This window comes from Liquorilactobacillus cacaonum DSM 21116, from assembly GCF_001436735.1.
GTDB classification, from domain to species: domain Bacteria; phylum Bacillota; class Bacilli; order Lactobacillales; family Lactobacillaceae; genus Liquorilactobacillus; species Liquorilactobacillus cacaonum.
Genome location: NZ_AYZE01000014.1, coordinates 202,073 through 215,586 on the forward strand (window position 1 = coordinate 202,073; position 13,514 = coordinate 215,586).

Annotated in this window: 13 protein-coding genes and 1 other RNA gene; 11 read left to right on the plus strand and 3 right to left on the minus strand. The window is 33.6% G+C overall.

Annotated features, from left to right (window positions below; genetic code table 11):
* Positions 1-4: 4 nt before the first annotated feature.
* The 3 genes from FC80_RS04835 (at position 5) to FC80_RS04845 (ending at position 2,881) form a co-directional block, all read left to right on the plus strand.
* Positions 5-1,267, plus strand: a complete 1,263-nt coding sequence (locus tag FC80_RS04835) for a class-III pyridoxal-phosphate-dependent aminotransferase (protein WP_057829003.1) — start codon at positions 5-7, stop codon at positions 1,265-1,267.
* A 29-nt stretch (positions 1,268-1,296) separates the two neighbouring features.
* Positions 1,297-1,743 carry a GtrA family protein gene (locus tag FC80_RS04840; RefSeq protein ID WP_057829004.1) on the plus strand — a complete coding sequence of 149 codons (447 nt, stop codon included), beginning with the start codon at positions 1,297-1,299 and terminating at the stop codon, positions 1,741-1,743.
* Positions 1,744-1,924: 181 nt separating this feature from the next.
* Complete coding sequence (locus tag FC80_RS04845) at positions 1,925-2,881, plus strand: DNA/RNA non-specific endonuclease (protein WP_057829005.1); 957 nt, start codon at positions 1,925-1,927, stop codon at positions 2,879-2,881.
* 141 nt (positions 2,882-3,022) lie between these two features.
* Here the strand turns inward: FC80_RS04845 and FC80_RS04850 are convergent, their stop codons facing one another.
* Complete coding sequence (locus FC80_RS04850; protein ID WP_057829006.1) at positions 3,023-5,308, minus strand: transglycosylase domain-containing protein; 2,286 nt, start codon at positions 5,306-5,308, stop codon at positions 3,023-3,025.
* 11 nt (positions 5,309-5,319) lie between these two features.
* Positions 5,320-5,934, minus strand: coding sequence for a Holliday junction resolvase RecU (gene recU, locus FC80_RS04855; RefSeq protein WP_057829007.1), 615 nt, complete (start codon positions 5,932-5,934; stop codon positions 5,320-5,322).
* A gap of 146 nt (positions 5,935-6,080) precedes the next feature.
* Here recU and FC80_RS04860 point away from each other — a divergent pair, with 146 nt between their 5' ends.
* From FC80_RS04860 to FC80_RS04870, 4 genes are all read left to right on the plus strand, one after another.
* The gene (locus tag FC80_RS04860) at positions 6,081-6,647 is read left to right on the plus strand and encodes an SLOG family protein (RefSeq protein ID WP_057829008.1); all 567 of its coding nucleotides are present in this window, start codon (positions 6,081-6,083) and stop codon (positions 6,645-6,647) included.
* A gap of 64 nt (positions 6,648-6,711) precedes the next feature.
* On the plus strand, positions 6,712-7,053 hold the full coding sequence (gene gpsB, locus FC80_RS04865; protein WP_057829009.1) for a cell division regulator GpsB: 342 nt from the start codon (positions 6,712-6,714) through the stop codon (positions 7,051-7,053).
* Between the two features lie 25 nt (positions 7,054-7,078).
* Positions 7,079-7,452, plus strand: an RNA gene (gene rnpB, locus FC80_RS09385) — RNase P RNA component class B.
* 142 nt (positions 7,453-7,594) lie between these two features.
* Entirely contained in the window at positions 7,595-8,731 is a 1,137-nt protein-coding gene (locus tag FC80_RS04870; RefSeq protein ID WP_057829010.1) for a THUMP domain-containing class I SAM-dependent RNA methyltransferase, read from the plus strand.
* Between the two features lie 233 nt (positions 8,732-8,964).
* Here FC80_RS04870 and FC80_RS04875 read toward each other — a convergent pair whose 3' ends face one another.
* A complete protein-coding gene (locus FC80_RS04875; protein WP_057829011.1) occupies positions 8,965-9,354 on the minus strand; it encodes a ribonuclease HI family protein in 390 nt (129 codons plus the stop codon).
* 27 nt (positions 9,355-9,381) lie between these two features.
* Between FC80_RS04875 and FC80_RS04880 the strand changes: the two genes are divergently transcribed.
* The 4 genes from FC80_RS04880 to FC80_RS04895 all read left to right on the plus strand — a co-directional run bounded on the left by FC80_RS04880 (position 9,382) and on the right by FC80_RS04895 (position 13,499).
* Positions 9,382-9,771 (plus strand): EbsA family protein, encoded by a 390-nt coding sequence (locus FC80_RS04880; RefSeq protein ID WP_057829012.1) that lies wholly within the window; start codon positions 9,382-9,384, stop codon positions 9,769-9,771.
* Positions 9,772-9,884: 113 nt separating this feature from the next.
* Positions 9,885-11,543 (plus strand): formate--tetrahydrofolate ligase, encoded by a 1,659-nt coding sequence (locus FC80_RS04885; RefSeq protein ID WP_057829013.1) that lies wholly within the window; start codon positions 9,885-9,887, stop codon positions 11,541-11,543.
* Positions 11,544-12,037: 494 nt separating this feature from the next.
* A complete protein-coding gene (locus FC80_RS04890; RefSeq protein ID WP_057829014.1) occupies positions 12,038-12,700 on the plus strand; it encodes a glycerophosphodiester phosphodiesterase in 663 nt (220 codons plus the stop codon).
* The gene (locus tag FC80_RS04895) at positions 12,693-13,499 is read left to right on the plus strand and encodes an ABC transporter permease (protein WP_057829015.1); all 807 of its coding nucleotides are present in this window, start codon (positions 12,693-12,695) and stop codon (positions 13,497-13,499) included. Before FC80_RS04890 ends, FC80_RS04895 begins: the two co-directional genes overlap by 8 nt.
* Positions 13,500-13,514 lie beyond the last annotated feature (15 nt).

Below are 13,514 nucleotides of genomic sequence, written 5' to 3' on the forward strand. Positions count from 1 at the left end.
TTAAATGTCAAAAAAAGCACATGAAATTTATAATGAGGCACATGAAATATGGAATCCTAATAGGGTAGATACCTTTAGACAATCTGGAATTGAAATGGTTATGGGTGAACGAGAAGGAAGCTACTTCAAAGACCTTGATGGACATACATTTATTAATATGCATTCAAATGGTGGTGTGTTTAACTTAGGTCATAGAAATCCTGAAATAAAAGAAGCATTAATAAAAGGTGCAGAATTGGTAGATGCAGGTAATCATTATTTTCCATCACAATATAAAAATGAATTGACAGAGAAATTATTAGCAGTATCTCCTGATAATATGAAGTATGTATTCACATTAAATGGTGGTGGAGAGGCAATTGATGCGGCTGTTAAATTTGCTAGAAGGGCTACACAAAGAAGTAGAGTTGTTAGTTTAAGTTGCGCATTTCATGGTGCTTCTGGGATTTCAATGCAGGCTGGGAATCCAGAATTAGCAGAATATTTTAATATGAAACCAAATCCAGATTATTACACACACATTGAATATAATAATTTAGAAGAATTAGAAGAAGTGCTAAAAAGAGAAGATACGGCAGCAGTTATTATTGAGAGTATTCCTGCAACGGCAGGATTTCCAATGCCTATTGAGGGATATCATAAGAATGTTGAGAAATTGGCACATCAATATGGAGCATTATATATTGCTGATGAGGTGCAAACTGGGTTAATGCGCAGTGGAGAAATGTGGTGTTGCTGCAAGTATGGTGCTAAGCCAGATATGATTGTAACTGGGAAAGGTCTTTCTGGCGGGTACTATCCTATGTCCGCGGTTATAATGACCGAAGAAGCCGGCGCATGGATGGAAGATGATGGTTTTGCACATACGTCTTCTTTTAATGGTACTGAACTAGGATGTATTGTTTCTTCTAAAGTTTTGGATATTTTAAATCGGCCAGAGACTAAGGAGAATATTCAAATGTTAACTGATTTTTTTGCTAAAAATTTGGCAGAGATTCAAAAACGTCATTCTGACTTTTTAGTTGAAGTTAGACAATGTGGCGTGATTATGGGGTTAAAGACTTCTCACCCTATGGGGGGACAGGCTTTGATGGTCTCATTAATAAAAAATGGTGTTTGGGCTGTAATGGCTAATTTTGATAAATCTGTTTTGCAATTTAAGCCAGGATTATTAATGAAAAAAGAAACTGCTGAAGATGTAATCAAAATATTAGATAAGTCATTGACCGATGCAGTTCAAATGTTGGCTGTAGCTGAGAGTAAGTAATTTGTTCTTTTGTTGAGGAGGAATTGATTATGGAAACGAGTAGAAAAAGAGAAATTTTAAGAACACTTAAATACTTTACATTTGCATCGTCAGCAGGTGTAATTGAAATGGGAACTTTTACGATTTTGACACAGTTGACATCAATAAATTATGAAATTCGCTATTTAGTAGCATTAGTTTTATCAGTTATTTGGAATTTTACTTTGAATCGCAAATTTACATTCAAATCAAATAATAATATACCAGTTGCAATGTTTAAAGTTTTTATTTATTACTCAATTTTTACTCCTGTTTCAACTTTTGGAGGAAATTACCTAGTAACGGTGCTTCAATGGAATGATTATTTAGTTACTATACTGAATTTACTTTTAAATGGGATTACCGAGTATTTATATCAACGATTTTTTGTGTTTGGCAAATCTATTGATGCAACAATAGATACTACTGAAGAAAAAAGAATTGCTGGACAAATATAAGAGTTTAGTCGCTAAGTAAAAGAAAAAAATATTAAAAAGCAAGTCTAGGTCAAACAAGATGGCATAGGCTTGCTTTTTTCTTACGGTTTGTAATATCGTAATTCTTTATTTAAATACTAAATATCATTACAAAAATGTGTTAATATATTATGATAACTATAATTATTTATTGGGGGAAAAAATGCGTAGAAAAAAAGGAAGTAAATCAACAACAGGTGTTTTGGGATGGATTTTGGTAATTGTGATAGGACTTTTGATAGGAAACTTTTCGAATACTAAAGATAATAATAAACACCAAGCTTCTAAGAGTAGTCTTACAAAAAGCTTGGTATTAAAAAAGAATAGTGAGAGTAATCCAACAAGTAGTTCAACAACTAGCAGCTTAACAACTAATGCAACAAGTAGTTCAATAAGCAACAGCTCAAGCACTAATAATGTATCTGGTAGTTGTTCAACTAGTATAAATCGAACTCCCAGTAAAGATCTTGCAGAATCAGTATTATCACAAAATGTGAGGAATCAGTTAGGAAATGAAATAGCATGGAACAATGCCGGAGCTTTCATTATTGATAATAATCGAACTACCCTAAATACTAATATAACTAGTGCACCTTATGCTGTTAATACAGTTGATAGTTTAGGAAGACCGGTAGTGGGGAATGCTTGGTTAAACAGTACAACGAGACAATATCAAAATAGAAAAGAAACAAATGAAGGTGCAACTTCTTGGAAGCCAGCTGGATTTGAACAGGCTTTAAATCTCAGTGGTGCATATAAACATGCCTACGATCGAGGACATTTACTTGGGTATGCGTTAGTCGGGGGAATTCAAAATTTTGATGCTTCAGAATCTAATCCTCGAAATATAGCTACACAAACAGCTTGGGCAAATGAAGCTGATTCTAGTTATTCAACTGGTCAAAATTATTATGAAACGATTGTTAGAAGAGGTTTAGATCAAAATAAAAAAATACGTTACCAGGTAAGTGATATTTATGATGGAAGTAATATTGTACCATCAGGTGCACATATAGAAGCAAAATCAAGTGATGGTACAATTGAATTTAATGTATTTGTTCCAAATGTACAAAATGGAATAATAATTAATTATGCAACTGGAAAAGTAGCGGTACAGTAAATTCGAGAAGTTAAGTATTAATAATTATTTTGATTTAGATATGTAACATGGTAGTAGCAATTTAAAAAAAGAAGAGTCTAGTAAAAATCAATTTCTGATTTTCACTAGACTCTTCCTTTTTTGAAGATAATTTTAAATTATTTATTGTGTAGGACTTGTGGCAGAACTCGAAGAACTTGTAGAAGATGATCCATTAGTCGTCGTTCCAGATGCTGAATTGTTAGAATCTGAAGTTTCATCAGCAGAAGAATCAACAATATTAGAAGATGAACTTGGGATTGAGGAACTAGAGCTAATAGAACTTGAAGAATCAATGGAACTTGAGCTAGAAGATGACGCTATACTACTAAATACACTACTTTCAATACTTGAGCTACCAAGGTCAGTAGGAACCGGATCAGAGGAACCTGCTAGGTACAATTCGCGTACACCATTTACTGTTTTTACATATACATTACTTGGTCTTTTCCAGTTTTTATTAGATTTTCCCTGGGAAAGGTAAGTCATTGCGTATTTATAGAAATACGAAGCAATTCTAGCTGATGATGCTGATAAGTAGTTACCTGCTTCATATTGATGATCATAACCAACCCAAACAGAAATTGAGTAATTTTGCGTGTAACCATTGAACCAAGAGTCCATGTCTGCAGAACTAGGAAATTTAGAAGCAACATCTGATGGATATGAATTTGTACCGGTTTTTCCTGCCTGATATAAACCACTTATTCGCGCATAACGTCCTGTACCTTGGGAACTGGAAATGACATCTTTTAACATGTCAGTAATCATGTATGCGGTAGATGATTGCATAACTTGTTTTCCAGAACTTGAATAACTTTTACTTTCACCGTCTGAGGAAACAATTTTGCTAATATATCTAGGCTTGTAATATGTTCCGCCATTTGCAAACGCAGAATAAGCAGCAGCATTTTGCAAGGTTGAAGAAGGTAAACCAATCCCATTTTGAAATTCCAGAGTTTTTTTGTAATTAAAACCGAGTTTACTAATAAAATTCTGTGCTTTTGTGATACCAACAGCTTGTAATGCCCTAATTGCAGGAATGTTTCGAGACTGAGTAAGCGCGCTTCTCATTGTAATGTTTCCTTGATATTCATCATCAAAGTCGTATAAATTAATGTTCGTACCAGGATAAACATATTTAGTATCTTGTAGTTCATGATATGTTGCCCAACTTAGATATTCAATAGCTGGTCCATAGTCCATTAATGGTTTAGCGGTTGATCCATCTGTTCTATCGGTTTGAACTGCCCTATTTAATCCATAAGTTACATTTCCTGTTTTTCGGCCACCAATCATTGCTACAATTTTACCATTGTTAGGATTTACGACAGTCGATGCTACCTGAAGTCTATCATCTGGATAGGCAATTTCATCATCAGTATTTGCAAGATTATATAAATATTTTTGAGCATTCATATCTAAATTAGTATAAATTTTTAAATTACCCTTATATGGGTTATAACCCTTATCTTCGGCTTCTTGAATAACTTGCTTTAAATATGCATCAGCAATTTTTGATTTTTGAGTTGTATTTGTAGAACTTGAATGAGTTTGGACAAGTCCTTGTGTTATACTTTCGTTCTTTGCTTCGGCTGCTTGTGCAGAAGTAATTTTTTTATTTGTAACCATAGCATCTAAGACTTCATCGCGACGTTTTTTTGCCAATGTCGGATTAGAATATGGGTTATAATCTGTCGGTGCGTTTGGAATACCTGCTAGTAATGCAGTTTGTGCTAAGTCAAGCTGATTTAAGGATTTGTTAAAATAGTACTTTGCTGCAGTTTGCATTCCTTTAACACCATTGCCCATGTAAACCTTATTAATATAAAAAGTCAAAATTTGCTGTTTGCTATAGGTATCATCAAGCTTAAGAGCTAACCAAGCTTCTTGAGCCTTGCGTTTCAGTGTTCTATCAGCGGAACTTGTTGAAAAGTAGGCTAATTTTATTAATTGCTGGTCTAATGTACTTCCACCTTGTAGACCGGAAGAGGCTGATAAATTGGAGAGTGCTGCACCTGCAATACGAACAGGATCAATACCATGGTGCTTATAAAAACGACGATCTTCTATTGAAACAACTGCATCTTTTAATGTCTGAGGTATTTTATTACTATTGACATATATCCTGTTTTGAGTGCCAATTCTAGTTATTACTTTTCCTTCAGAATCATATATTGTTGTGGATCCTGCACTCGTGAGGCGAGATTCACTTAGTGAAGGTGCATTTTTTGCATACATAAAGAACGTTGTGGCTCCCACAGCGATGACTATTTCTGCCAGTACTAGCATTGTTAAGAGAAACCGCTTGATGAATGTTTTAAATTTATTAGTGGGTTTCTTATTATTGGAGGCCTGTTGTTTTTTACGCATTACCCGTGAATTATTGGGATTCTGATTACTACTCATGATTTGCTCCTTTATTCTTTATGTAAGTTTTCAATTAACTTATCTATAATAGTTAGATATGGGATAAGCGGTTTTACATGATACTTGATTTTAAAGCCATTTTTTTCAATAATACTTTTTGGAATAGACTTGCGACCATTTTCTTGATTGTTCCAGTAATTAAAGAGGATTGAAGCTGGTAATAAAAAAACTTCTTGTGTTGCAGTAAACTTAATAATAGTAAAACAAATTCCCGCTTGTTTTATGCAAGATTTCATGTGAGTGATTTGATGTTCATGAAAATTATTTAGCGGAAAAGAAGTTTTATTATGAGTTTCTTTGGCTTCGAAATCTAAGTAATACCCACGATAAACGCCATTATAATCAGTGGTGGATGCTTGCTTAAAATAGGCTTCTTTGATTACAGCAGCACTTCTTTGAGGGTAATCAACTTGTACGATTTGGATAGGTATTGGTTTTTTATGAATAACCGCAGTATCTTGTTGGAGGTAGTATTGATTACTCTGGTTAATTTCATCTTCAAGTGACATACCACGATTACCAAATATAATATTTTCATGATTATTTTTATTTTTTTTTGGTAGTATAGGTTGATACGGTTTGCCATTTGGATATCTAAGAACCATGTTTCTTCACACTCCCATTCGACTTATTATACCAACAACGTAAACAGTTGGCAAAAGACACATTTCCAAATTATTAAATGATATTTGATATTCATATTATTCTTGTTTTATGATTAGTCAAGTTATGATGGAGGTTAAGTAATATAATGCGTTTATGGATTACAGGTTATCGTAGTTACGAATTAAATATTTATAAAGATTCTGATCCAAAAATTGAAGTGTTGAAAAGTATTATAAAAGATGCGCTACGTTCTAAAGCAGAAAATGGGCTTGAATGGATACTTGTAGGTGGACAGACAGGAATTGAACAGTTAACAGTTCAAGTTGTTGAAGAATTGAAAAAAGATTTTCCTATCCTTAAAGTCGCAATGATGTTACCTTACAAAGATTTTGAAAAAAATTGGAAAGAAGACAGACAAAATGCTTTCTCGATTTTAAAAAATAAGGTAGATTTTTTTGGAGAAGTTAGTACTGAAGTTTATAAATCTCCGAAGCAATTACAAAACTGGCAAAAATTTATGTTGAACCATACAGAAGAAGCACTAATAGTATATGATCCAGAATTTGAAGGAAAATCAAAATATGATGTAATAGCTGCAAAAAAGTATGCGCAAAAAAATAAATATAATGTTTTGATGATTGATATGGACTGGCTTGAGAATGGTGCACGTGAGTTTTTTGAAAGAAAAAATGAAAATGATTTGCAATCATAATAATATTTGTTATAATTAACAGAGTTGTAAACATAGTTTTCTATAGAATATGAGGTGCATTGCTGTGGAGAAGATAAATTTCACGCCAAAAGATATTGTAAATAAGAATTTTAAACCTAAAATGCGTGGCTATGATCCAGCAGATGTAGATGAATTTCTTGATGATGTTATCAAAGATTATGAGACTTATTCTAAAGAAACTCAACGCTTACAGATGGAAAATGATCGTCTTGTTAGCAAGGTTGATGAATTAACTAAGCAATTGGCCATAGGTAAAACTGGGCAAGCTAGCCGTCCGGTTTCTAATGTGACGAACATGGACATTTTAAAACGTTTATCTAATTTAGAGCGTCATGTCTTTGGTGCTCAATTGAATGATGATGCAAATAGAGATAGTCGTTTTTAATAGTCTATCTTGAATATTTGGTGTAGTTTTCTGGTAATCGCGGTCTACCTTGAGTAGGCTGAGGAAAGTCCAAGCTTGCACAGACTGAGATGTCTGTAGTGATCGTGCTTGCTGAAAAAATAAGGCAAGGTACCTTTATGGGTAACGGCAGATAAAAAGGCTAAGGTTTAGTGCTATGTCTGAGTAGTCTTGAAAGTGCCACAGTGACGAAGCAATATTGGAAACGATATTGATGGAACGCGGTAAACCCCACGAGCAGGTAACCCAAACTTTGGTAGGGGCGCTTCATGACGGAAATGAACAAATCATGGGGGCAGATAGGTGACTATCTGGAGATAGATGATTACCACCGATTCCAATTACCTGTATTGGATGACGTACGGAACGTGGCTTATAGAGGACTACATTTCAGGGAAAGGTTAGGTTTAATCCTAACCTTTTTATTTTGGAACTAGGTTAAAAAGTAAATTTTAACCTGGTTCTTCTATTATTATTGTAAATAAACGGGTTCACTTACAAATTAAGAAAGGTTTGGTAAAAAATGGAGGAATACAATTTAATTGCGACTGCAGCTGCTGGAATTGAGTCTCTTGTTGGAAATGAGCTTAAACATCTAGGTTATAAAGTTGAAGTTGAAAATAGTCGTGTCAGATTTAATGGCGATTTTGCTGATATTATCAAAACTAATTTATGGTTAAGAACTGCTGATCGTGTAAAAATTATAATTGCGGAATTTACTGCGACTTCTTTTGATGAATTGTTTGAAAAAACAAAGGCAATACCATGGGATCGGTACTTACCATTGGATGCTGAATTTCCTGTTGCAGGAAAATCACAAAAGTCCAAGTTGTATAGTGTTCCAGATGTGCAAGCTATTGTAAAAAAAGCAATTGTTGATAAGATGAGTTTAGTTTATCATCGAAAAACTAGATTAGCAGAAACTGGGGCCAAGTTTCCATTAGAAGTGGCGATTAACAAAGATAAAGTGTTGTTAACGTTAGATACAACAGGGTCAAGTCTTTTTAAACGTGGTTATCGAATTGAAAAGGGGTTGGCACCGCTAAAAGAAAATATGGCAGCAGCAATGATTCTTTTAGCACATTGGTATCCAGAAATGCCCTTCATTGATCCGGTATGTGGATCTGGGACAATCCCAATTGAAGCAGCGATGATTGGACACAATATTGCTCCTGGATTTAATCGAAGTTTTATTTGTGAAAGCTGGGGTTGGCAAACAGAAGAATTTGTTCAACAAATTCGTGATGAAGCTGATACATTAGCTGATTATGACATTGAGTTAGATATTTCTGGATATGATATTGATGGTAAGATGATTGACATTGCAAAATTGAATGCTAGAGAAGCAGGTCTTCTTCACAGTATAAAATTTAAACAACTTGCTTTGAAAGATTTTCGAACTGAAAAGAAAAACGGAGTCATTGTAGCAAATCCACCATATGGTGAACGATTGAGTGATCAAAAGGCTGTTAGAGAACTTTATAAGCAAATGGGACAGACATACAAGAATTTAAATACTTGGAGTAAATATATTTTAACGAGTGACCTTGAGTTTGAAAACTTCTACGGTACTAGGGCAACTAAGAAAAGAAAATTATATAATGGCTCACTAAGAACGGATTATTTTCAGTATTGGGGAAAAAAAGAACGTAAGGATTAATGTATTAGAGATAAAATATAGTTTCAATTAAGCGTGAATTTTAATTTCAAAAAAATATGGCTATGTAGGTTGATTATTAAATTTGAACTAACTTTAAAAGATTGTACAAATCGATTTTAGAATTCAAATATAATTGACCTATTTTTTTAATAATTCTTAAAAAATATTTATTTTAAGAATTAAGTTCGCAGATTATATTAAATCTTTAGTATAATGAAAGAAGAATTTAGCGTTTATAGTGAGTTACGCAATTTTTGGGTGGCAAGAAAATGGGCTCCTTTATTTTCTTTTTCTGGAATCCATTTACTGATAACTAGAGGAAACTTTTTTTGTAAATTAATCAATTCAGAGAGCATTTTTTGAAAATTTTTGGAATAGTTCTTGTCAATGCTTTCAATTACAATTTTACTATCGCAAAAAAACATCAGAGTTTCTGTATTGCTAAAGAGATTGTCTACATACTGGAATCCAGTTATTGCTGCTAAAAATTCAGCTGTGTGGTTGGATGAATTTGGAAGGTTAATCGCGTATTGATATTGTTTTCCATTTTTTATAATCAAAATGCCAGCTGTGCTAATTCCTGGATTTCCTTTTGTAGCTGCATCAGTATAAAGTTTAATCACATTAATCGCTCCTAGGAAGGTGTTTTTATGAATAAGAAATTACGTTATCAACCAGACATTGCGACAAGTACAATATGTTGGTCATTTACGTTTATTATACTACTTTTTAGTTTATTACTATGGCTTGAAATCACTGTTCTTCAAATATGGACAATCCTTGTTTTTCTAATATTTTTAATCACGGTGTTTATTCAACTATTTTTTAGATGGATAGAATTAACTGACGAAAGAATGATTGTACACACAGTAATCCCACAAAATATTAAGAAAATTGATTTAATAAATATTAGCAAGGTCAGAATGACGCGTCATGGTGTGGTAGTAAAAGTTGAAAATCAAAAATTTTTTTATTTCATGAATAAAAATGGTCGTGAAATATTGTATAATTTGTTGTTAACAACGACAAATGTTCGTTAATTTCTTGTGATAATCATTGACTGACTTTTAAATCAAAGCAATTTAGTGATTTTAATGACATTTAACGAACAATAGATTATAATTTAGGCATATTTGTTAGGAGGATGTTCTCATTGAAAGATATTGAAATTGCACAACAAGCTGAGATTGTGAAAATTACCGAAATTGCTGCAAAAGTTGGGTTGAAGCCTACGGATATTGATCAGTATGGAGACTATAAAGCAAAAATCAAACTTCCAGTTGCTGCCAATAAGAAAACTAAAGGGAAATTAATTTTAGTTACGGCAATTAATCCTACTCCTGCTGGGGAGGGGAAATCTACGGTAACCGTTGGATTAGGTGATGGACTGAGCTTGCTTGGTAAAAAAGCAATAATTGCGCTTCGTGAGCCTTCTTTGGGGCCAGTGATGGGGATGAAAGGTGGAGCAACTGGTGGTGGTTATTCGCAAGTTGTTCCAATGGAGGATATTAATCTTCATTTTACTGGGGACATGCATGCATTAACAACAGCAAATAATACATTAGCTGCACTAATTGATAATCATATATATCAAGGGAATACTCTGGGCATTGATCAACGGCGAATTATTTGGAAGAGAGTTTTGGATATAAATGATCGTGCTTTACGGCATGTTGTAATTGGTCTTGGAGGAATTTCTCAAGGAATCCCTCGAGAAGATGGATTTGATATTACAGTTGCAAGTGAGTTAATGGCGATTTTATGTCTTGCAAAAGATATTGCGGATTTAAAGCGTCGTATTGGTAATATTGTTATTGGATATACGGCAACACGGGAACCTGTTACTGTTACACAGTTGGGGGTTACAGGTGCAATTGCTTTATTATTAAAAGATGCGATTAAGCCCAATTTAGTTCAGACATTAGCCCACACGCCTGCAATTGTTCATGGAGGGCCATTTGCAAATATTGCTCATGGTTGTAATAGTGTGATTGCTACACAGACTGCCTTGAAATTAGCTGATTATACAATAACGGAAGCTGGATTTGGTGCTGACTTAGGTGCAGAAAAATTTCTAGATATTAAAACGCCTGTATTGGGGAAAACACCAGACACAATTGTTATTGTTGCAACGATTCGCGCTTTAAAAATGCATGGTGGGTTGAAAAAAGATAATCTTGAACAAGAAAATATAGAAGCTTTGACCAAAGGCTACGTCAATTTAAGGAAACATATTAATAATATGAAACAATATAATGTACCTGTTGTAGTTGCAATTAATCAGTTTACTTCGGATACAGAAAACGAGTTAATAACTTTACAAAAATTATGTGCCAATGATGAGACAGAGGCGTTTGTTGCAAATGTTTGGGCAAATGGTGGAGAAGGAGCCTTGGATTTAGCAAAAGCAGTCGTGTCTTCTTGCGATAAAACTACTGAATTTAAACCACTCTATGAGGTAGAAGATAGCATTCAAACTAAAATCGAAAAAATTGTTACCGACATTTATGGTGGTTCAAAAGTAGAATATGGTCCAAAAGCTAAACGCCAACTTAAACAATTCGCTGAATTAGGATGGGACCACTTGCCAGTATGTATGGCTAAAACACAGTATTCTTTATCAGATGATGCAAAAAAATTAGGAGCACCTTCAGATTTTACAATTCATGTCCGGGAATTTGTTCCAAAATTAGGAGCGCAGTTTATTGTGGCGCTTACTGGTAATGTTTTGACTATGCCAGGATTACCTAAGACTCCAGCAGCAAATGGTATGGAATTGAGCGATGATGGTCAAATTTCTGGGCTATACTAGAATCTTTTGAATGAGACGGATAATTATTTATAATTTGATGTTGTTAGAATGAAACAAGAAAAGGGTATTTAATTAGTAAAACTTATTAACATAGAATGAATTGAGTAAGGACTAAGTCAGCTATATTGTGGCTTAGTCCTTTTTGTTGTATGTGTTTATTTAAAAAAATAAAATAAAAATAACTGATGCCATATAAAATTATTTTAATATAGATGAAAAAACGAAACTATAAGAAGTAATTTTCGTAACGACATTATTAGACGGGGGTTTTTAAGTTCTGCAAGGTTATTTCTACATAGTCAGCTAGATAACCAAAAAACTAAGTTCAGTTTTAAAGTGATTGTTTTTGGAGATCAAGTAATTGTGATTAAATAAAATAATTTTATAAATATTTGGTAAATTATATATTTACAAAAAAATTACTGCAATATGGCCTAATAATTTACATTAGCTAATTATAATTAACATTCGTACGTACGAGTTAATAAAAGGGAGTGATTGTAATTATTACCGCACATTCAGGTAGTGATGGGTTAATTAGTAATAGTCTTAACTATCTAAGAACTGCGACAAAATGGTCGATAGATGCACTTGAGATTGATGTTAGAAGAGCTGCGGATACTACTTTGATATTGAGTCATGATTATACCATGACAGCACCTTTGACTTTGGAGGATGCATTCATCGATATTCAAAAGAGTACAAGCCAATGCCTAATCAACTGTGATTTAAAGGACGTGGGGATTGCAACAGAGGTAATGAAAATGGCAACAAAATTTGAATTGCAACAACGACTTATCTTCACAGGGGCTGCAACTAAAGCTGATCAATTGGAATTTGGGGAAAAGCTTTGGAGAAATATTGACACTATTTTACCCAATAGTACTTTTGAGCGTTTATTGCAAGATCGAGATTTCTTTGAGAGTGCTCTGATTCAGGCAAAGGACGAAGGAGCGGTATGGATTAATATTCCTTATCGATTATTACATCCACTTAATTTAGAGCTTTTAAAAGTTTCTGGATTAAAAATATCAGTTTGGACTGCAGAAGATTTATTGACAGTTCGCTATCTTGAAAGCTATGGATTTGATAATATTACCACTTTAGCTGCACATGATTATGAAATTTTTTTAGAAGGGACAAAAGAAAATGAGTAGAAGAAAATTTATTTTGAATTTTAGTATTTTATTTATTTTTACATTTTTTATGTATGGTCCCTTGCTTAATACGATTATGTTGGCTTTTGCAACCCAATATCAAGCACCACACATTATTCCATCAGCTTTTGGGTTTACTTGGTGGAAAAATGTTTTTTCTCAAGGTGATTTATTGCAAGCATTCTTCAATTCCTTTTTAATTGCTATTTTAGCAACAATCGTTTCAATGATAATTTGTTTGCCGGCAGCCTATGCAATCGCTCGATATGAGTTTAAAGGAAGATCTTGGTTCTTATTTTCATTTTTATTGTCGAATGCATTTCCTAAGATAGGGCTTTACACAGCAATCGGAATTATTTTTTACAAGTTACAGTTAATGGGCACATTAACTGGCGTAGTTCTGATCAATGTATTGAATACCATGATCTTTATGATCTGGATTCCAATTGGAGCCTTTCAAAATGTATATAAACAACAAGAAGAAGCAGCTCGTGATGTTGGTGCAGGACCAATCAGAACATTTTTTAAAATAACTTTTCCTAGTGCTTTGCCAGCAATCATCGTCGCGGCCATGTACACATTTTTAGGAGCGTTGGATGAATCTCAAGGAACATTACTTGTTGGTTTTCCACAAATAAAGACAATGGCAACATCGATGTATGGCATTATTTTAGATCAATCTCCGATGGTTGGAGCAATTTTTGCAATTCTCCTAATTGTTCCTGCAATATTAATTTTGTGGATTTGCTATAAATTTTTGGGGAAAAAATCAATATTACAGCAATTGTTTGTAAAGTAAGGACGTGACAAACTA